The 19,861-nt window shown below is 31.3% G+C and carries 20 protein-coding genes; 4 read left to right on the forward strand and 16 right to left on the reverse strand.

Features of this window, described 5'->3' with window-relative positions; all coding sequences use genetic code 11:
- Nucleotides 1-19: 19 nt before the first annotated feature.
- The 5 genes from PMOB_RS03455 to PMOB_RS03475 all read right to left on the reverse strand — a co-directional run bounded on the left by PMOB_RS03455 (nt 20) and on the right by PMOB_RS03475 (nt 4,885).
- Nucleotides 20-832 (reverse strand): ABC transporter permease, encoded by an 813-nt coding sequence (locus PMOB_RS03455; RefSeq protein WP_012208500.1) that lies wholly within the window; start codon nt 830-832, stop codon nt 20-22.
- The gene (locus PMOB_RS03460) at nt 829-1,782 is read right to left on the reverse strand and encodes an ABC transporter ATP-binding protein (RefSeq protein ID WP_012208501.1); all 954 of its coding nucleotides are present in this window, start codon (nt 1,780-1,782) and stop codon (nt 829-831) included. Before PMOB_RS03460 ends, PMOB_RS03455 begins: the two co-directional genes overlap by 4 nt.
- Nucleotides 1,783-2,003: 221 nt before the next feature.
- Complete coding sequence (locus PMOB_RS03465; protein WP_041534039.1) at nt 2,004-2,186, reverse strand: hypothetical protein; 183 nt, start codon at nt 2,184-2,186, stop codon at nt 2,004-2,006.
- 16 nt (nt 2,187-2,202) lie between these two features.
- A complete protein-coding gene (locus PMOB_RS03470) occupies nt 2,203-3,552 on the reverse strand; it encodes a radical SAM/SPASM domain-containing protein (RefSeq protein WP_012208502.1) in 1,350 nt (449 codons plus the stop codon).
- Nucleotides 3,533-4,885, reverse strand: a complete 1,353-nt coding sequence (locus tag PMOB_RS03475) for a radical SAM/SPASM domain-containing protein (RefSeq protein WP_012208503.1) — start codon at nt 4,883-4,885, stop codon at nt 3,533-3,535. The genes PMOB_RS03470 and PMOB_RS03475 overlap by 20 nt, the downstream gene beginning before the upstream one ends.
- A 300-nt stretch (nt 4,886-5,185) precedes the next feature.
- On the opposite strand from PMOB_RS03475, the gene PMOB_RS10535 reads away from it, so the two are divergent.
- Nucleotides 5,186-5,392, forward strand: a complete 207-nt coding sequence (locus PMOB_RS10535) for a hypothetical protein (RefSeq protein ID WP_231282478.1) — start codon at nt 5,186-5,188, stop codon at nt 5,390-5,392.
- A 321-nt stretch (nt 5,393-5,713) separates the two neighbouring features.
- Here the strand turns inward: PMOB_RS10535 and PMOB_RS03480 are convergent, their stop codons facing one another.
- Together PMOB_RS03480 and PMOB_RS03485 are read right to left on the reverse strand one after the other, a co-directional pair.
- Nucleotides 5,714-6,646, reverse strand: a complete 933-nt coding sequence (locus PMOB_RS03480) for an ABC transporter ATP-binding protein (RefSeq protein WP_012208504.1) — start codon at nt 6,644-6,646, stop codon at nt 5,714-5,716.
- A 15-nt stretch (nt 6,647-6,661) separates the two neighbouring features.
- Nucleotides 6,662-7,327, reverse strand: a complete 666-nt coding sequence (locus tag PMOB_RS03485; RefSeq protein WP_012208505.1) for a hypothetical protein — start codon at nt 7,325-7,327, stop codon at nt 6,662-6,664.
- Nucleotides 7,328-8,753: 1,426 nt separating this feature from the next.
- Between PMOB_RS03485 and PMOB_RS11145 the strand changes: the two genes are divergently transcribed.
- Nucleotides 8,754-8,900, forward strand: coding sequence for a group II intron maturase-specific domain-containing protein (locus tag PMOB_RS11145; RefSeq protein ID WP_342749739.1), 147 nt, complete (start codon nt 8,754-8,756; stop codon nt 8,898-8,900).
- 300 nt (nt 8,901-9,200) lie between these two features.
- On the opposite strand, the gene PMOB_RS03490 is transcribed toward PMOB_RS11145, so the two are convergent.
- From PMOB_RS03490 to PMOB_RS10540, 7 genes are all read right to left on the reverse strand, one after another.
- Nucleotides 9,201-9,386: a hypothetical protein gene (locus PMOB_RS03490; RefSeq protein WP_041534040.1), complete on the reverse strand. Its 186-nt coding sequence runs from the start codon at nt 9,384-9,386 to the stop codon at nt 9,201-9,203.
- Nucleotides 9,387-9,450: 64 nt separating this feature from the next.
- Entirely contained in the window at nt 9,451-10,044 is a 594-nt protein-coding gene (locus PMOB_RS03495; protein WP_012208506.1) for a hypothetical protein, read from the reverse strand.
- Nucleotides 10,041-10,718, reverse strand: coding sequence for a hypothetical protein (locus PMOB_RS03500; protein WP_012208507.1), 678 nt, complete (start codon nt 10,716-10,718; stop codon nt 10,041-10,043). The genes PMOB_RS03495 and PMOB_RS03500 overlap by 4 nt, the downstream gene beginning before the upstream one ends.
- Nucleotides 10,711-11,607, reverse strand: a complete 897-nt coding sequence (locus PMOB_RS03505) for an ABC transporter ATP-binding protein (protein ID WP_012208508.1) — start codon at nt 11,605-11,607, stop codon at nt 10,711-10,713. The genes PMOB_RS03500 and PMOB_RS03505 overlap by 8 nt, the downstream gene beginning before the upstream one ends.
- Nucleotides 11,585-12,715 (reverse strand): SPASM domain-containing protein, encoded by a 1,131-nt coding sequence (locus PMOB_RS03510; protein ID WP_169926304.1) that lies wholly within the window; start codon nt 12,713-12,715, stop codon nt 11,585-11,587. Before PMOB_RS03510 ends, PMOB_RS03505 begins: the two co-directional genes overlap by 23 nt.
- Before the next feature lie 161 nt (nt 12,716-12,876).
- A complete protein-coding gene (locus PMOB_RS03515; RefSeq protein ID WP_012208510.1) occupies nt 12,877-14,271 on the reverse strand; it encodes a radical SAM protein in 1,395 nt (464 codons plus the stop codon).
- A gap of 104 nt (nt 14,272-14,375) precedes the next feature.
- Nucleotides 14,376-14,519: a hypothetical protein gene (locus PMOB_RS10540; protein ID WP_155811043.1), complete on the reverse strand. Its 144-nt coding sequence runs from the start codon at nt 14,517-14,519 to the stop codon at nt 14,376-14,378.
- A gap of 379 nt (nt 14,520-14,898) precedes the next feature.
- Here PMOB_RS10540 and PMOB_RS03520 point away from each other — a divergent pair, with 379 nt between their 5' ends.
- Together PMOB_RS03520 and PMOB_RS03525 are read left to right on the forward strand one after the other, a co-directional pair.
- Nucleotides 14,899-16,602 carry a hypothetical protein gene (locus PMOB_RS03520; protein ID WP_012208511.1) on the forward strand — a complete coding sequence of 568 codons (1,704 nt, stop codon included), beginning with the start codon at nt 14,899-14,901 and terminating at the stop codon, nt 16,600-16,602.
- A 105-nt stretch (nt 16,603-16,707) separates the two neighbouring features.
- Entirely contained in the window at nt 16,708-17,145 is a 438-nt protein-coding gene (locus PMOB_RS03525; protein ID WP_012208512.1) for a nucleotidyltransferase domain-containing protein, read from the forward strand.
- 370 nt (nt 17,146-17,515) lie between these two features.
- On the opposite strand, the gene istB is transcribed toward PMOB_RS03525, so the two are convergent.
- Both istB and istA read right to left on the reverse strand, forming a co-directional pair.
- Nucleotides 17,516-18,262 carry an IS21-like element helper ATPase IstB gene (gene istB / locus PMOB_RS03530; RefSeq protein ID WP_012208513.1) on the reverse strand — a complete coding sequence of 249 codons (747 nt, stop codon included), beginning with the start codon at nt 18,260-18,262 and terminating at the stop codon, nt 17,516-17,518.
- Complete coding sequence (istA, locus tag PMOB_RS03535) at nt 18,252-19,766, reverse strand: IS21 family transposase (RefSeq protein WP_012208514.1); 1,515 nt, start codon at nt 19,764-19,766, stop codon at nt 18,252-18,254. Before istA ends, istB begins: the two co-directional genes overlap by 11 nt.
- Nucleotides 19,767-19,861 lie beyond the last annotated feature (95 nt).

Genomic DNA, 19,861 nt, shown 5'->3' on the forward strand with positions numbered 1-19,861 from the left:
TTTTTGAGTTAAATAATGTCTAATACTCTATCAAACTACCTGTTTCTCTTGCTTTATTGAAACCGAATCTGAACAACAACAATCCCAAAGGAATCGTCAGTAAACTCATGATGATCAAAACTATTATCTCGTTCTTCACATCAGCAAAGGTGGCCCCTGTCAGTAAGGACTTTCTCAATGCACTTAAAGCATATGTGGGCGGCAAAAAATATGAAAAACTCCTCAACCATGCTGGTAATATGGATATTGGGTATAGTACCCCACTAACAAGGCCAGACAGTGTACTAAAAATCCAACTTATTGGATCTCCCATCTTTGTTACCATTATTACTCCTGCACTCATAAGACCTATCCCACTTATACATATTATTGAAAGTATTAAAATGAATAACGATAAAATTATATTTATTGTCATTTGAATATCGAATATCAAAACCAGAAACAAAAAAATAACTCCTACATTTATTGTAGTCCATATGAAACTATTTATTCCATTGAATATTAACAGTTGCCACAATGGTGTGTTACTCATCAATAAATATTCAAGTGTTCCCATTGTTTGTTCTGACCTTATAGAATTTCTAAAAGAATCTAATGCAACTGAGACATAGCTCATATACATTGTTCCTGTTATTAGAAATGCCATTAAGTCTCCACCGTATGGTTCGAGCATGGGGAAGGTGTTCCCTTCTTGCAAAAAATTAGCCATGAATCCAAACCTTAAAACACCTATCAGCATACTTGCTATTCCAAGTATTGCGTACGTTCTATAACTGAAGTTTGTTATGAATCCTCTTTTAATGAATATCCATAATTTTTTTAAAAAACTCATTTTTTATCATTCCTTACAAAGTTTATGAATACTTCTTCTATTGAAGGTGTTTCAACATTTATTGTAAGTATCTTTCTGTCTTGGTTTTTCAGTTTTTCTATCAGTTGATCAAGTACTTCTGAAGAATTTTCGACTTCTATTTCAAATTCGTTATCTTTTATCTTTCTAAATAGGTTTATCTTTTCTTTGATGCCGTCTTGTGCGATTAAATCTTCATTGATACCTTTATCTATTTTCACTTTTATTATTTCTTTTTTTAATACTCTTTTTAAGTTTTCTTTTTTATCAACAGCGAGCATATTCCCTTTGTTCAATATACCTATCCTATCGGCAAGAAGTTCTGCTTCATGCATATCGTGTGTGGAAAGTATAATAGTTTTATTTTTATCCTTGAGAGATAGAATTATGTCTCTTATCTCATTTGCACTTATTGGGTCGATAGAAGATGTTGGCTCATCGAATATGTATACATCAGGATCATGTAATAATGCTCTTGCTAAAGAAAGTTTTTTCTTCATACCAGTTGAGTATTTCATATACTTTAAATCTTTGGCGTCTTCTAAATTGAACAGATTGAGTAAAAAGTTTATCCTTTCTTTTAAGTCCTTACTTTTTATACCGTACAAAGTACCAAAGAACTCGAGGTTTTGATAACCATTCAATCTGTAATAAAACGATCTTTCAAATCCTGTTGATAACCCTATCGATTTTCTTACCTTGTACTCATCTTTTTTGATGTTGTATCCGTTAACCCAAGCATCTCCATATGTCGGTAGTATGAGAGTGGAGATGGTTTTTAGAAAGGTAGTTTTCCCTGCACCATTAGGTCCAAGCAAAACAAATATCTCTCCATTTTGAATGGATAGGTTTATATCTTGTATGGCTCTTATTTTTTTCTTTTTTACTTTGAATATCTTCGTTAGGTTTTGTGTTTTTATCGTTTCCAGAATATCGTCCCTTCATTCATATCTTACGAAAGATAAAAATTAAACAAACATACATTATTTTACATCATTATCATGCAATAATCATTACCTTTTCGATATTTTTAAGATCACATTTTTATTCATATCGTGGATGCAGTAAATCTCATCCTAAAGATACTACGATTGAACCCCACTTTTCGGTTGATTAATCTCTGCCATCATTTCTAATTGCAAATGAGGCTAATTTAATTGTTTTCTCCATTTGCACATAGCCAAGGAAATTTTTTATCCTGACATGGATTGTTACACTGTGGATTGTGGCAATAATCACAATTTTTAACTGTTTCGCAACCTTCCTTCTCGCCATTTTCTCCACAAGCAGCTAAATATCTGTCTTTATCAAACACAGGTTCATTTATGAATTCCATAATATCACCACCCCTTTTAAATTTTTACTCCTAATTTTTTATCAGATAATAAAGAAACCATTTCTTTTAGATTGTATTTTAAAGGAATGCATGTGTATGGTTTCCTCCATGGAGAGCTATTTAACCTATCAACAACAACTGCATTAAAAACGCATCCTCCCATGCACATTGGAAGTACAGAACATTCCATACATTTTTGATCTTCGAACGGTTCGTAAGTTATCCATTTTTCAAATTTATGGTTTAATTCTATATCTTCTTTTGTTATTTTACCTACAGAAGAAAATTTATTTCCTATCTCTCCCCAACACTTGTAAATACTCCCATCGACATCTATTACACAACTATTTTTACATAAGGCATCACATCTGGCCATTCTTAATCTTCTAAATGGATTGAATGGATAATCGGGTATGAGTGTGATGACTTCTTTGTATAGTTCTACTTCCACATTAGCAAATTCTCTCAATGTAAGCATCTCATCATTAAATCCCGTAGATAGTTCTTCCACTACCTCAACTGGTTGAAAATCAAAATCAACTCTCCATCCCTTTTCTGCAAGTATCTTTATCATTTTTTTCACATTTTCTATACTATTTTTAGAGATATTTGTTCTAATGGTTACATACATCTTATCTTGTGCATAGTTTATATTTTCCATAATTTTATCAAAAGTAGGCTTGTCACTTTTAGTCTTTCTATATTTGTCATGAAGAGTCTTATCTCCATCAATTGTTATTATTACGGAGTTTACTCCACAGTTCAGTAGTCTATTGACAATGTCATGAGTTAACAAATAACCGTTCGTTACGACATTCGCTTCATACTTTACTTCGAACTTCTTACACATTTCTTCAAAACCTTTACTTAACGTTTCTAATTCATCGAGTGCAAGAAGCGGCTCTCCTCCATAAAAAGTTATGCTCAATACTTTAGGATGTTCTTCTTCAAATCTTTTTTCCGTCATATTTAGAATTGTGTTTACAATATTTTTTGCTATTTTTGCGGGTTTCTTATCCATTAAAGTTATCAACATTTGTTGATAGCAATAAACACAAGAAAAATTACATTCTTCAGTTAAACTTATAGTATATCTTAAAAATCTATCACTGTATTTGTAATTGTTTAACCTCATCTTCAAATATGTTATTTCGTCAAATTCATCAGGGATAATGTATAATCCTTTTTTCAACTTTTCTATATCTTCATCAGATAGCTTTATTTCTTCTATATTTCCACTTTCAAGAACTTCTTTAACTTCTTTTACTTTGTTTGGTTCAACATATAGAATGGCATTTGAAATGCTATTAAATAAAATGAGATAGTTATCTTTTTCTATAAGTTGATTATACCTTGATATTTTCATCTTTTTTCACCGCTTTCAGCTTTCTTTCCATGTCTTTTGTGAAATACCACAATCTTGCGAAAGATTCTAAAGCAGTTTTTTCTTCTGGGCATCCTCTAACTCCTGAATTCACTATAGCATTTCTACATCCTCCAAAACATTGAGGGAGTAACTCACACTTTTTACATTCTTCATCTTGAAAAGCATCGTGTTTATACCATAAAAGGTACTTTGTTTTATCATATTCGATGCCATTGTTTGTTACTTTTCCAAACTCGTTCCCCTCATTTACTGCAACTGTACAAGGGAAAACTTCGCCTTTAGGCCCTATTAAAATAGAAGATTCACAGTCATATTCACAATAAATCGGATTAGAAAGAATAGGAAGAAAAGTTTCAAATCCTTTTTGAGATGCATAGTAATAGAACTTAGCCAATTTTTCGTAAGAATTTTCCCCTCTAAAATTCATAACTTCACGATGAATTTCTTTTTCCGTTTCCCCACCTTGAAATATCCATCTAAAATAAATTCTTAGACGGTCTTTTGGAAGAATTTCAAGCGCATCCACCAACTTATATATTGCGTCATAATTATCTGGGCCAACGTTAACTCTTAGAGTAATTCTTGATTCTTTTGTCAATTCGAAGAAATTTTTTATATTTTCAAACATGATATCATACGTTGGTCCTCCTCCCTTTAAGGGCCTATACTTGTCATGATATTCCTTTGGGCCATCAAGAGTTATTTGTACGTTGCGTATCATTAATTCGTCAAATAGCTTGGCTTTTTCAGCTGAAAGTAAGTATCCATTTGTTGAAATGGAAGAAGAAAAATTAGTTTTATATTCTTCACAAGCTTTTATCACTTTTTCATTAATATATTTCATAGTATCAAATTTTAAAAGAGGTTCACCACCAAACCAGCCAATATGTATTCTTCGTTTACTTTTTGCCACAGTTGAAATATAATTTGCAACTGTTTCAGTTGTTTTCTCATCCATAGTTGGTCCTTCATGTGTTTCATAGCAATAAATACAATCCAAATTGCATCTCATTGTAGGCATTATTGTGAAACTTATAAAACTAGCATCATATCTGCTTCTATAGTTCATTGCCTTTAAATGTTGTATTTCATCAAAATTCTCTTCTATTAAATAACCGCCATATATAAGGTCATTTTTTAAATCTGCATATTCTCTTGACCATTCTTTATTTGGCGATTCCATTATTTCTTTTATTTTATTATATTTTTCTTTATTTACAGTCGCAATTGCTTCTGTTAAAAGATTAACAAAAACAACTTTGTCTCCATCCTCAAAAATAACATTATAATTCGAGTTTTTATATCTTAGCATTCAAATAACCTCCCACTTTTATTCTGTGTTCTATTTTTATCATACACTTTTCTATATGATTTTCAAGCGATTTTTTTATTGGCCTCAAATATAGATAGAAACGTATTTTCAGAGATTAGCTCAAAAAACCTTATGTAAACTTTAATTACGATGTTTTTTATCATGTTTTATACTCTGTTTTCGCTTTCTCTTTTTTGATGATAGTTACAATATAGTTGATTAAAAAGAGAAAAACGATTAACTATTGACTTGTTAACATTGGAATCAAAGTAAATATTATGTTATTATTAAATGACAATTATGAAACAAAAGCATATATATGTAGAAGGAGATAATTCAAATGCTTTTAGAATTAGAATAAAAAAGTTCATAATGAACTATGGAAGGTATTATGAAATAAGAAAGATACCAAAAGAATTAAGACCAAAAGTGCCAAAAGAAATTAATGTATTTGTGAATAAATATACTTTAAAAAAGACTATCTGCAACTTCTTTCTATGTTTTTGAAGGTGAAGAAAGAGAGTTTGAAATCTGCTAATTTTATTTTATCCCTGCAACACAGAGTTATTTTAGGGACTTTAGAAATGAGAATTTTCTAAAAATGGAATTTTGAATTTAAAATGGGTCTAGGGCGGAGCCCTCTCCCCCTCCTTGGCTACAAGTACCGAAAAAGTTAAAGAAATTAAGAATTAGTGAGAATTAGAAGTGGGGAAGTGTTTCTGAATAAATTTAAAACATTTATAGAATCTGTGTTTCATAATTTCTAAAGTGAGTAAGAGTTATTTATACAGGAGACTTATTGTATTGCAGGGATAAAAGTAATTGACTTTATTTCCCCTCCAAAAAATTCTTATAAGCTTGAGAAAAAGTTGGTAAATATCTATCAAAGTTCTTTACTATCAGCCCTTCATCTACAACTTTTTTGTAAACATTTTTAGCTATATTTTCATCATCAGTCCAAATTTTTATTGTATTCTCTTCAACTATGATCTTTTGTGGCTCGCCAATATTATTCAATATCTCTTCTAATTTTTCCTTTTTTACCTTTTCCATCAACTCGATTACATAACAAGGTTCATTTTGTGCAACCTCTTGCAACTGTTGTGTTGTCCCTTCAAATATGATTTCACCTTTATTTATCATGATTATTCTATCACAAAGGTTTTCAACAAGATAAGGATCATGAGTTGCTATTAACATTGATGTTCCTTTCTTTTTTAATTTTCTCATGTATTCTATTGTTTCTTCCTTTGAAGCTATGTCTAATCCATCTGTTGGTTCATCCATTATCAGTAATTTTGGGGAATGTATAAGAATAGTCAAAAGTTTCGCTTTCTGTTTCATACCTTTTGAAAATGTACCTAATCTTTTTTCAAACACATCTTGTAAATCAAACATATCTAAGAGCTCTTCTATAGTTGAATTATCTTCAACCTCATGGAGTGTTTTAAATAATTCAATATATTGTTTCAAGGTTAATTGTGGATATACATCAGCTCCTTCAGGAAGGTAACCCATCTGTCCATAAATCTTTTCTCTTTCCTTCTTATTTAATGGATTGTATCCAAAAACTTGTATATTTCCATTCTTGGGATAGAGAATTCCTAACAGTACTCTAACAAGAGTTGTCTTACCAGCTCCATTTGGTCCCACCAAACCAACACTTTCGCCTTGATATGTACTTAAAGAGACGTTATTCAACACAAGTTTTTTATTATCATAAGTAAAATCAACATTAATTGCATCAATATGCTTATTCACCTTTAATAACCTCCTCTATGCTACGAAATCTTTGATTTCTACGTTTCTTACAGATAAAAAGAAACATAATAGTGAATAAACTAACAAAATTGGAATTAAAAACTTAAGAAATATACCCGTATTGCTTATAATAAACAATAAAACAAACGACAAAATTGGAAGAACAAAAAGAAATATAATTAAAAGTATCTTTCTTAACAGATTCACTTTTGTAAAAATTATACCTAAGGTAACTCCCAACGACGCAAAAATTATAGCAATTAACAATACGTATAACCACACAGAAATATTACCGTATTGCTCATACAAAGGTAAGGTTAACAATGTATATACAATCAAGTAGGTATAAGCGGTAACAATTCCAAGAAACACACCATTAATCCATTTAGAAAAGATGTATTCAAATGGTCTGATCCCTGATGTTAATATCATTTCACCAGCTTTAATTCGTTTATCTGTTAAAAGAAAACTAAAAGGAAACATTAAAGAAAACAACCCTCCCAATAAAAAAGCTGCTCCTTGTAACCAATATGAATAGAGCAATTCTGAAACTTGTGTAAAACGAACAATAAGTCCATATAAAAAACCAAAGCCTAAACCAAACATTAAAAAAAACATTAAAACAAATATTTTCGAGGATAACAAATCTGTTTTCACAATTGACATAACTTTCTTAAGCATCAAATCATCTCCTTTACATAATAAAATCAGTGATTTCCAGGTTTTTTATTTTACCATTTCTTTCATTTTTCTCCAATCTCCATGAGGGGTGATTACGTTAAGCTTTTGATATGTAATGAGTAACACTTTTCACTTACAAACTCAAAAGACCTTTCACTATTTTTATCATACCCTTTTCTATATGATTTTCAAGCGATTTTTTTATTGGGCTTAAATATAGATTGAAACGTATTTTCAGAAATTGCCTCAAAAAACCTTATGTAAACTTTAATTAAGATGTTTTTTATCATGTTTTATACTCTGTTTTCGCTTTCTCTTTATTGATGATAGTTATGATATAATTGATTAAAAAGGGAAAAGTGAATAAATATCGGCTCGTTAACATTGTAACTAAAGTAAATATTATGTTTTTTTATATGACAATTATGAAACAATAACAGATATATGTAGAAGGAGATAATTCAAATGCTTTGAAAGAATAGAAAAAGACATTTCAAAACTACAAAAAGATAGTTTATATTTGAAAAATATATAAAACTTGATTCAAAAGAAAAAGAGATAATAGAAAAGTTCATAATGAACTATGGATGCTTGATAAAAATCCTCCCAACACTATCCCTATTAAAACTGATACTACCGTTAAGATTGTACTTTCATCAATTAAGAATTCAAGCAGTACTTTTTGTATTTTAGCCTTTCTTATCTTTTATTCAATCTTCTTAACTTTAAGCTAATTATAATTTCCCTTCATTTCTAAAGTGAGGAATTAAATACTTTTTCTCTTTGATTAAAGAAATTGTTTAAAAAATAGGCGAATGTCATAAACGATCACTATTTTCATCTTGTGCGCCCGACATGTATGATAGCTTGGCGGTGAAAGTCCGCTATGGGCTTGGCAGTGGGAACCATTAGCCAAAGGCAAGGGTGCCCCACCGTGAGGTGGAATCTGAAGGAAGCTGGAGGCAAAATCCCGGCCTGATGAACAAGAACTGCATACAAGGCTGAATTGAAGTGGATGAGTTTACTGAACAAAACGAAGTCCGACACTGCCCGAATTTCATACAGTAAATGTGGCGGGTAGCTGAAATGAAAGCTATCGTACTTACCCGGGGAGGTGCTCAACGAACTGGATAAGAAATTCACAAGAAGGGGATAAAAATTCTGCCGCTATGCCGATGACTGCAACATCTACGTCAAAAGTAGGAAGGCAGCTCATAGGGTCATGACCAGTGTCACCCACTTTATTGAAAGCTAGCTAAAACTCAAAGTCAACAAAGAGAAAAATGCAGTAGACAGGCCATGGAAACTAAAATTCCTTGGGTTTTCTTTCTACCAAAAACAAGATGAAATTGGAGTAAGAGTCCACCCTAAATCTGTTGCCAAATTCAAGCAGAAACTCAAGCAAATAACCGGTAGAAGCAATGCTATGAGTATAACCCAGAAAATGGAAAAGTTAAAGCAAATCATTGTAGGATGGGTGAACTACTTTGGTATTGCGGATATGGTCAGGATTGCTAAAACGTTGGATATGTGGCTAAGAAGGAGGATACGGATGTGCTTTTGGAAACAGTGAAAAAGAATCAAAACGAAACACGATAACCTTGTATCCCTTGGCATACCAAACTTAAAAGCTTGGGAATATGCCAACACAAGGAGGAGCTACAGGCGAATTGTAGCTACCCCTATCCTTGCGAAAGCCCTTACCAATGAATATCCCAAGAAATTAGGACTGTCATCAATCAGCCTACAATATTCATTAGTCCACTAATTCTATTGAACCGCCGTATACCGAACGGTACGTACGGTAGGGCGAGAGGATGGCTACTCAATTAACGGGTAGCCTCCTACTCGATTGCTTTTCTAAAATAAATTCTTAGATTCCAGAAGCAGATCCAGCAGCAGCTCCAGATGAAACAGCGGAAGCTATTGAGGCACCTTTAGCGCCTATTACTTCATCTAAGGGTAACGGAGTAAAACCACATGCGATACACCCCGCCGAACACCCTCCTGCACAACCAGCTGAACAGAGTGCTGCACACCAACTCCATAAAGGTTCCATCTCTTTCACCTCCTTTCAGAAAAAATTAGTGTTATCTCATTTCACATTGAAAATGCACCTTGTTTTAACTCAAAATCTTCTCCTTATCTTTTTCTGCATAAAATAAGGCTAATATTCCTGAAATTACAAAACTAATGAATAAAACAGTGAAAACTAAAAAATCTAATTGAGGAACATTTATTGCAATTATTACTCCAAACATGATAGCAATAGTGAATATAGAAGAAAATTTATCAGATCTATACCAGATACTATAACCTTCAACTAAAATATAGGCAGTAGTCCATACGACAGCGGCAATAGCAAATAAAAGATAACTCCATCCTCCTATTATGATTATCGCCGGTAGTGAAAGAAGAAGAATAATCGTTCCAATTAATCCCCCCGTTAATCCTCTGATCAACAAAATTGCCCTTGCACTTGAAATAACTAAAAAATAGTCTATTAACCCTTTTGATTTGTCTATTCTTCTAAATCTATCTGATTGAATAAACAAGGGTACTGTTACAATTAAAAGTATGGGAAGGTAATTTAAAAAAGACAAACCGATATATTTTGAGATGAAAAGTAATATATATATAACAATAGAAATTGTTATAACAACAAACCAAAGTGTTTTATTTAATGATTTAATCTCTAACCAAAATATATATTTCATTGTTTAATCACCGCTTTTTCTTTATCCAAAAACACTACAATTAGGATGTCTATCATAAAAAAAATTGAAATGGAAACCGAAGTAAAATGAATCCACGAAATGTCTATTTGTCTGATAAGCTGTAAAAAAGGAAGTATGATAATAGACACAAAAAAGAATATCAAATATATTATCCCGTAGACCCATTGAACTTTTAATGAGAAAAGTAGGTAAGTAGAATTACTCAAAGCAATGAGAAAACCTAGCACAAATGGTATTAATAAAATGTAGAAAAAAACAATTAGAGTAAAAGATCCTTTAAAAATAAACAACATGATTAAAGCAAGTACTAGTGAAGTTGGAATAACAAAAAAAGTTGTCATTAAAGCTCCGAAAAGACTAACTGATAATACATAACCATTAGGACTTATTGGCATAGCTAAAATGTAATCAAACATTTCTCTATTCCAATCTTCTTTGAAATTAGTTGCAGAACTTGCCACAAATAGAGTAGAACTGATTAGAAAAAAGAATAATCCATTCCACGGGGTTGAATCATCTAATAAGCTCAATAATATAGAAAAGAGGAAAAAAATAACTATATAAATAACACGAAAGATCTTATTTAAATTAGGAGTCTGTTTAAATTTTCTAATATAACGTTTAAATTCACGCCAAAATATAGCTTTAAACATCTCTTTTTTTCTCCTTTCTATAAACATCTTCAAGAGATGTTTGTACTTTGTCTATACTTTTTATTTCTATATTTTCTTTAGAAATAACATTTATAACTTCAGATATCTTCCCTGCCATAAGTCTTATGAAAATCCTTTTTTCTTTAGAGTCATAAGAAGTAAAACCATACATCTCTAAGGATGTTAATAATGAATTTGGTGCTTCATCGTTTATAATTATCTGGTAATCTTCACTCCCACTTTTTAAAATATTTTCTATTGAATCCATTTTCACAATCTTTCCATTGAAAATAAGAATAACCTTATTACATATTTGCTGAAGCTCGTATAGGTCATGAGAACTTATCAACATCGGGATTTTAGTTAAAGTAAGCTCTTTGATAAGGTCCCTTACCAGAAGTTTTCCATCTACATCTAACCCACTTGTTGGTTCATCCATTATTATGGCTTTTGGCTCTCTTAGGAATAAGCGTGCAATAGTTAACCTTTGCTTCATACCCCTTGAAAATGTTTTAACAAGTTTATTTCTAACTCCGTAAAGCTCAACCTTTTTAAGAATGTTGTCTATATTATTAACTTTTGCATGATATAACATTGAATAGAATTTAAGATTTTCATAAGCTGTTAGATCGTCATCTACCCCTGGATGATCCAATACAAAATCGATCTTCTTTCGAGCGTTCAAACTTGAATAAGGATTTTCACTGAAAACTTTTACTTCACCAGTAGAAGGTTTCAGAAGTCCAAGTATAAGTTTTATAGTTGTCGTTTTTCCAGCTCCGTTTGGTCCTACATAAGCAATAACATCCCCTTCTTGCATGTTGAATGAGATGTTATCTAAAACCTTTGTTTTTCCAAACTTTTTTTCAACGTTTTTGAGAAAAATCATCAAACCACCTACCTTTATAAGGATCATAAGTACACAGGGAAGTTTGAAGGAAATCTTTTTCTATAGCTCTACAATCATTGCATAGATATCTGAATTCACAATCCCTGCACTTTTTGATATTATCCTTGGTTAGATGCCAAAAATTTTCAATTTCATTCTTCTTAGATCGGATTACCTGGGAAAGGCTCCCTTCTTGCAATATATTTCCTACTGGTTTTTCTTTAATTACTCTGCAAACATAGACATCTCCATTGCTAGCAACATTTAACATTCCTCCTAAGCATGGGTTAAACTCTTGACACCACTCATAAAGGAATACATTCGGACTTAAAAGCCTGCTTTTCCCAAAGATAGGCACTTTGAGGTAATCTTTGCAAAAATTAGAAGAAGAAAAATCAACTTGCCATCCAACCTTATTTTTTTTATTTTTAACAGCTATTTTTTTATATTCACAATTTACCTTTTCCATTAACTCTTCTTTGCTACCAAATTTTGATAAATTAATAATACCTATTAAAAAAATATTTTGGCTTAAATTATGTATGATTTTTGAAATTTTCTCTGATGCTTTTTCATTTATTGGGATATCAAAATTTAGTGCAATATTAATAGTTTTGAACTGATTTAAGAAAGCTATATAGTCTTCTTTAAAGTGCTTTTCATGCAAAATTAATATGACATTAGAAAAATTCACTTTTTCGAGATACTTCAAAAGAGTTGCCAATTTATCAAGATCTTTAAATACATTACCACCTGTCAAAATAATTTCCCGAAAATTAAGCTTAATTGCTTGATCCAATATACTCACATATGATTCTACAGGCAATATTTCCATTTTACTTTCTTTCCATACATTACACCCCATACATGAGAAAAGGCGATTTAATTTTTCGTTGCCACAGTAAGCACATTGTTGACTATCACAACTATTATTCAATTCTACAAAAAGCTTAGTACAAATGGGTGGTTGTTTAAAAAAAGTTTTATTAGAAAAAGGATAATTAGTATGCAAAGGTTCGATAAAAGGGGGTTTTTCATAAAATTCTCCTAATTCTCTCTTGTTCAATTTTTTAAATATATCCATAATGAATTCTTCAGAAATATCCAATTTTTTAGAGATCCCTTTTGAATCGATATTTTCCTCTGCGAGCCTTAACACAGCTCCCTCTTCACCTTTTATCGAATAGGTATCATTAATAAAAAAATCGTAAATTATGCCCTTCTTTACACCTAATACCATTCGTGCCTCAGGATTAAGTCTAAAAAACATTATAGTAACTCCCTCCCTATTTTGCTTTCTAAATTAAAAAAATTGTCACTTATGTGAGAAAAAACTTTGTTATCCTTTTCTGCAATGGTCCATAGATATGGGAATAAAGACAACATCTCCTTTTTCATATTTTCACATATATGATGAGGATGCTCCATCTTATCACCTTTAATGAAAAAAACATAACACATTGTGCATAGATTTTCGATATCACAAGATTCACAAAAAAAAGTTGCTGCACGAAACCTTTTTATAATCTTTTCTATTTTGCTATAATCTAATCCATTTTTTACTTCTCCTATAATAGATAACTCTCCTGCCACTTTTTCACAAACATGAATTATTCCGTCACAGTCAACAAACATTTTAAATCCTGGCATGCAAGCACCTGTATAAGGGATATAATTGTTTCTATATTTTCCAATATATCTACCATAACTTTCCACAACCTGCCCGGAAAAATAGTGACTATACAACGAGAGATTATTTTTCTCATTAGTGGATAATACTTCTGCATTATAATATTCCATCTTTTTAATTTTTTCCTTAAAAGTCTCAAAATCCTCTTTATTAAATTGTTCATAGTAAGTTCCCTTCGCGTCAACAAGATTTGCTTTGATTAGCGATGGAACATCCTTCCGGGCAAAAAATTCATTAACTTTATCAAAATCAGTTTTCCAGTCATAAACAGCAATGGAGAACACAGGTAAGTCCGGATAAAACTTTTTTAGATTATTCAATCTCTTCATAATAATATCATGTGAGCCTTTCCCATTGGGAAAAATTCTATTTCGATCGTGTTCTTCTTTAGGGCCATCCAAACTCACAATTAACGAACAATTGTTTTGAACTAGAAAAGAAGCGATCTTTGAAGATAACAAAGTACCATTTGTTGTTATAGTAAAGTGGGGATTAAATTCTTTATATTTAATCTTTACATACTTGATACATTTTTTGATCAACTCAAAATTTAATAGGGGCTCTCCTCCATAAAATCCTATTGTTGGCTCTCGATAAGGATTGTAAGAAATACCTTCTCTTAACAAAGAAAAATATAAATCAATTGCTTTAATAGCTATGTCTTCATTCATAGCTCTTAGTGTGTTGTTGCGATACATTGGATATACTTCAGAGTAAATACAATATCTGCATTGAAGGTTACAGTTTTGAGTTACTTCCAATAGAAGCTCCTGCAACCCATATCTTAAAACATTAGTTCGTAGCTCTTCTGAAGTATTTTTTTCTGTATAATTCTTTTTTCTTTCATTGATTAAATTTTTCTCGAACTCCTTAATTGCGTTAAAGCGGCGATTATAAACTTTTTTTGGATATATAACTCCACTTTCACTGCAATAAACATATTCATTACCTGATTTTGTTTCAAAATTTATCATCTTTTTTCTCCCCCTCCAATTTTATTTTATAGTTCTATTTTATTCTTTCTCCCCTACTTTTTGTTCTTCTTTTCCAATACTCTTTAAAAGTTTAAAATGCACATTTACCAACTTTCTTCAATATAGCTTACAATTTCTCCAGGATTTAATGATTCGAAACTTGCGATTCCTTCATCATCCCCACCAAAAACAAAAACTCCCCCTGATAGCAATACCACTGTCAATAAAATAACAACGAACTTTTTCATTTTTTATCACCCCTCGTATAATAGTAAATTGAGAAACACTTTTCTCTTACAAACTCAAAAGACCATTCACTATTTTTATCATACATTTATCCATATGATAAACAAGCGATTTTTTTATTGGCCTCAAATATAGATTGAAACGTATTTTCAGAGATTGCCTTAAAAAAGCTTATGTAAACTTTAATTAAGATTTTTTTTATCATGTTTTATACTCTGTTTTCGCTTTCTCTTTTTTGATGATAGTTATGATATAATTGATTAAAAAGAGAAAAGTGAATGAATATCGGCTCGTTAACATTGAAAACAAAGTAAATATTATGTTATTTTTAAATGACAATTGTGAAACAAAAGCATATATATTCATAAGGAGATAATTCAAATGCTTTTAGAATTAGTTACCAGGTTGTCAACTTATGGACAGTTTGGAAGACCATTGATGAATTATCTTGAATCAACTTCTTTAAATGATGAAACAAATGAGTACATAGAAATATTGAAATTATATTGGGATATCAATTATGATGAAGTCATCGAAAAAATAGAAAAAGACATTTCAAAACTACGAAAAGGTAGCTTGTATTATGTACTTTTATCTATTAAACTGTCAGCTTTGCATAGATTAAAAAGAGAGCAGGGAGTTAAAGATATTTATGTTGAATTAAGAGACAACTTCGGTGATATTCCTCAATATGTTAGAGGACTTGTTGTACAATCTTTAAGAAACATACGAGAATTGTATTATGAATCCAATGAAAGTATGAAAAAGATTAGATATTGGAGTGAAGAATACGAAAACAATCCTGTTGATAAAGGATTTATCCTCATGGCTGATGCAAGAGAGAAAAAGAATGAAGGAAGATATGAAGAAGCGACTCAGTTAAATATTGAAGCATTTAAGGCATTGAAAGATGTTCCTCATCCATCTGGAATAGTAGGATCATTAAATAACATAAGTTGGTGGTTAAAAGATGTAGATAAAAGTATCGCTTTAAACTTTAGCTTAGGATTGGGATTTTACCTTGGTTATTACTTTGACGATGATAATTGCAAAATTTTCAATTCACTTGATACTATCTTTCAAGTACAAAAAGAAAACAACGATCCAATGATATATGAAACAGCGTTTATTTTCTCAAAGTGTTTATCAAAGGTTGATAAAGAAAGATGCAACATTTTAAAAAGACAATGTGGAGAAAGTATCAATCAGTTAAAATACTGTGTTTTTAACTTAGATAACAGTTATTACTTAAACACAAAGACGTTAAGAAATTTTATAAAGCAAGAAATAGAAAAAGGGCAAGTTCCTATTAAAGAACTAAATATCTCAAAAAGAACGTTGAATGATTTCTTGTTTGGAAAAACAAAGCAAATAAAGCCAAATACATTGAGAAAGATAATAAACAACCTTGAGTTTGAAATAAACACCTCTCTTGCTATTCCAATAGTAAAAGAGTTAAAAAAGAAAGATATAGACAAAAAGTTTGAAGAAAACTTTTACAAATTTATAAAGTTAAAGGTAGAAAACCAACTTTCTGAATTTTTTACTTCGTATCTTGTTCATTATCACAGGCAAGAGGTTAAATTAGAAAAGGTGATTAAAGAGATAGAAAGTGAAAGTTTAATCAAAGAAAGATGTGATTACTACACAAGAGAGTTAATAAACTCAATATTTGAAAAAACTCCAAAGATAGGTGTTGATTCATTACTTAAAAACAACCAAAGACTAAAAACATTCACAAACAAAGATATAACCTTCAAAGAGCATCCTTTTTATTCAGCAAGGAAAATCCTTGTAAAAAGATTCATGAAAGATTTAAATAAAACATACTTACAAGAGTTCATTGAAAAATATATAAAACTTGATTCAAATCAAAAAGAGATAATAGAAAAGTTCATAATGAACTATGGAAGGTATTATGAAATAAGAAATATACCAAAAGAATTAAGGCCAAAAGTACCAAAAGAAATTAATGTATTTGTGAAGAAGTACACTTTAAAAAGAAGGCTATCAGCAACTTCTTTCTATGTTTTTGAAGGTGAAGAAAGAGGGAAGATTGTTGAAACTTTGGAAGTGTTTGCTTGAGCGCAAGAGAAAAATTAATTTCGAGATGATTTGAAAAATAGGTCTTAATTTTTGTTGACTAATTTATGTTAAAATATATATGGAAAAGATACGGCAGGTGAAAATATGAATATTAATAAATATGAATTGTTAGAGTCTCTTTGTAAAAAATATAAAATTGGCTTGGTTTATCTTTTTGGCTCACAAAAAGATAAAGCCTTTAAATTATTAAGTAGCGATTCAGATGATGTCAAAATAGGTGATCCTCTTACTGATATAGATGTAGGAGTAGTTTTTTTATTTGAATTGGAAAAGGTTAAACATGTGTACAAATTATATTCTGCTGTATATAATGATTTTGAAGAGATTTTTAAGCCATACAAGTTAGACCTTGTTTTTTTGCAAGAAACTCATTCTGTATTTCAAGTTGAAGCTGTAAAAGGAATATGTGTATATTATGTATCAGAAAAGTTTAAAGATGAATATGAAATGGTAATATTAAGACGAGCTACAGATTTCAAATACATTTTGGATCTATACAGAAAAGAAGCATTAGAAAAATAATAATAATAAAAAAATAATTCTTGAAAGGAATGAAATTTAGAATGATAAATAAAGGTCTTGTTAGAGATCGCCTATTGCTCATTAATAAATATCTATATCAGTTAGAAATGCTATCTCAGTTTTCAAATTTTTTATAATCTTCTTTTCACACAATCAACTGCCTTTTGATGATCTCTTTGTAAACAGGAGAACTTTCTATTAATTCGTTGTGTGTTCCTTCTCCTATTATTTCTCCATCTTTTAATACTACTACCTTATGCTATGGCTAACCGAATACTGTACCACCCTGCTAACCTAATTATGTACCATATAGAAAGAAGAAGTTCTTTTCTCTCTCTTTTCATATGAAAAGAGAAAAATCGAATATTTATCAGTTTCCCTTAATTTCTCGTCTTTGGTTCCTGTAACGATAGCTTTCTCCGTTGAATAGTATTATCTTACTGTTGTGGATTAACCTGTCGATAATCGCTGCTGTCATCCTTTCATCGTGAAATATTTTAGCCCATTCTGCAAATTCAAGGTTACTGTTTACCAAGATAGATCCTTTTTCATACCTTTCAGAGAATATTTGGAACATGAGTTGTGTAACTTGGTCGGATAACTGCACGTATCCTAGTTCATCAATTATCAGTAAATCTACTTTGCTCAACTTTTTTTGGAACTTTGTTAGTTGTCGTTCTTCTTGCATTTCAACTAAGATGTTCCCAAGATTGGCTGCTGTGAAAAAACTTACTGTTTTCCCTTTCTTACATGCTTGTATTCCTATCGATATACTTATGTGTGTTTTTCCTGCACCTGGTGATCCTAAGAACAAAAGATTTGTCTTTTCTTCGATGAATTTACATTGACTGAGTTCCAGTATTTCCTTCTTTGATAGGTAAGGTGCTTGACTGAAATCAAATTGGTCTATCGTCTTTAGATTAGGAAACTTCGCTTGGCGTAACAACCTTTGAAATCTGTTGTTTCCCCTTGATAGAACTTCACATTGAATCAAAGTTTCAAAAAATTTTTCGTTGTCCCAATCATTTCTTTTTGCCTCTTGTAGTGTATCCTCATACCGTTCTAATATACCAGCTAGTCGACAATATTTTAGCTGTTCTCTTAGTTCATCTTTCATTTTCACACCCCACTTTTCGAAGTAGTTCATTGTAAGTACTTAGAGGCATGTAAGTGGTGGTGTGTTTGTCTACATCAAGGGATTTTAGCTTTTCTTTCGATAACAGTCCTGTTTTGGGTTTGTGTTGGGTTTGATACCTTAGTACGCTTAACACTTCTTGGTAACTGTAACGGTTCTTTTCATCCAATTCATTTAGTACCTTTGCTACAACTTCAACGGTGTATTGTTGGGTTAATTTTAGTATGTCTATGAATTCCCTTGTTCCTTTTGAATCAGAACGAAGATGAGCTTGCAGCATCTTATGGTACTTTTCATATATCTGAGGTAATCCCCAATCTTGGATGACTTTAGCTTGTTCGTATGCCCTTGCCTTTTTTCTTAGTAAAGGTAGAAAATGGTATGGGTTTAAACTTTCTTTGTTTTTACCAAACATCCTTTCGTGTTCTGCTATAACTTCTCCTTTGTAGATTACCTTTACCTTGAACGGGTAGATGTGAACTTCAACCTTTTTACCAACGTAATTTGTTGGTACAGAGTATCTGTTCTTTTCCAAATGAATCAGTTGGTATGTGTCTACCTTTGCTTCCTTTATCCTTGCAAATACGTATCTTTCTTTGAGAGGAAGAAAATCTTCATCAAGGATTCTCTTTTCCCAGCTTTCCCCTTCATACCTTCCTTTTTTGAGCCTTTGATAACATTTTTCCTTTAATTCCAAATTGAGTATATCAAAACTTTTGAACTCAATTCTCGGTAAGAAGTAGTTGTTTTCAACGTATTTAACAAGGTTTTCTACCATCCCTTTTTCATTGCCTTTAGCTGGACCACAGAACTCAGATTCAAAACAGTAGAAGGATTGGAATTTGACAAACTCTTCTTGTAGTACCCTTTCTTTCCCTTTTAGTACTTCCTTCACCGCAGGTTTTAAATTGTCAAAGATTATCTTTTTTGGAATTCCACCAAAAAAATCAAACGCCGATGTTAATCCATCAAAGAAAAACTCTGTAGACTCTCCTGGATAAGCTTTAACAAACTCCACCTTGCTGTAGCATAACTTCGCACAGAATACGTGTATCTTTCTTGGCATCTTATCTTGCATCACGTAAACTTCACCAAAGTCTACCTGCATACTACCTCTTAGTGGCACTAATTTCAAAAAACCTTCTTTTTGATTGATATCAAGTTTCTCTTCTATCTTCCTTACTTGATAGGTGAAGGAAGAATAACTTCCTTTGTATCCTTCTTCACAGATGAGTTCGTATATACGTCTTTTGGTTAACTTTTGGTTCTTGGGTTGCTTTGAATTGTACTCCAACAAATGTTTGATACGTTTTTCAAAATCACCGTTTACTGGTTTATCTCTATCAACGTTCATATGATACTTCTGTTCTGGGTTCTTAATAGCTCTTTTAACCGTCGCTCTGTGTATCCCCATTTCTTTTGCTATCGCTCTTTGACTTTTGTGTTTGTTAAAATACAAAAATCTTATATAATTGTATTGTACCATCTCTATCACCTTTCTTTCCTCCTGTACAATCTTTTTTGACCAAATTTATTATACAGGATTTGTGTGATAGGGTGGTACACTTTTCGTTTAGCCGA

This window comes from Petrotoga mobilis SJ95 (assembly GCF_000018605.1).
Taxonomy (GTDB): Bacteria; Thermotogota; Thermotogae; order Petrotogales; family Petrotogaceae; genus Petrotoga; species Petrotoga mobilis.

Excerpts from the sequence above, each read along its gene's own strand:
- PMOB_RS03455 (WP_012208500.1), bottom strand. The coding sequence starts at position 832 with ATGAGTTTTTTAAAAAAATTATGGATATTCATTAAAAGAGGATTCATA.
- PMOB_RS03465 (WP_041534039.1), bottom strand. The coding sequence starts at position 2,186 with ATGGAATTCATAAATGAACCTGTGTTTGATAAAGACAGATATTTAGCT.
- PMOB_RS03470 (WP_012208502.1), bottom strand. The coding sequence starts at position 3,552 with ATGAAAATATCAAGGTATAATCAACTTATAGAAAAAGATAACTATCTC.
- PMOB_RS03475 (WP_012208503.1), bottom strand. The coding sequence starts at position 4,885 with ATGCTAAGATATAAAAACTCGAATTATAATGTTATTTTTGAGGATGGA.
- PMOB_RS10535 (WP_231282478.1), top strand. The coding sequence starts at position 5,186 with ATGAAACAAAAGCATATATATGTAGAAGGAGATAATTCAAATGCTTTT.
- PMOB_RS03485 (WP_012208505.1), bottom strand. The coding sequence starts at position 7,327 with ATGCTTAAGAAAGTTATGTCAATTGTGAAAACAGATTTGTTATCCTCG.
- PMOB_RS11145 (WP_342749739.1), top strand. The coding sequence starts at position 8,754 with ATGAGTATAACCCAGAAAATGGAAAAGTTAAAGCAAATCATTGTAGGA.
- PMOB_RS03490 (WP_041534040.1), bottom strand. The coding sequence starts at position 9,386 with ATGGAACCTTTATGGAGTTGGTGTGCAGCACTCTGTTCAGCTGGTTGT.
- PMOB_RS03495 (WP_012208506.1), bottom strand. The coding sequence starts at position 10,044 with ATGAAATATATATTTTGGTTAGAGATTAAATCATTAAATAAAACACTT.
- PMOB_RS03500 (WP_012208507.1), bottom strand. The coding sequence starts at position 10,718 with ATGTTTAAAGCTATATTTTGGCGTGAATTTAAACGTTATATTAGAAAA.
- PMOB_RS03505 (WP_012208508.1), bottom strand. The coding sequence starts at position 11,607 with ATGATTTTTCTCAAAAACGTTGAAAAAAAGTTTGGAAAAACAAAGGTT.
- PMOB_RS03515 (WP_012208510.1), bottom strand. The coding sequence starts at position 14,271 with ATGATAAATTTTGAAACAAAATCAGGTAATGAATATGTTTATTGCAGT.
- PMOB_RS10540 (WP_155811043.1), bottom strand. The coding sequence starts at position 14,519 with ATGAAAAAGTTCGTTGTTATTTTATTGACAGTGGTATTGCTATCAGGG.
- PMOB_RS03520 (WP_012208511.1), top strand. The coding sequence starts at position 14,899 with ATGCTTTTAGAATTAGTTACCAGGTTGTCAACTTATGGACAGTTTGGA.
- PMOB_RS03525 (WP_012208512.1), top strand. The coding sequence starts at position 16,708 with ATGAATATTAATAAATATGAATTGTTAGAGTCTCTTTGTAAAAAATAT.
- istB (WP_012208513.1), bottom strand. The coding sequence starts at position 18,262 with ATGAAAGATGAACTAAGAGAACAGCTAAAATATTGTCGACTAGCTGGT.
- istA (WP_012208514.1), bottom strand. The coding sequence starts at position 19,766 with ATGGTACAATACAATTATATAAGATTTTTGTATTTTAACAAACACAAA.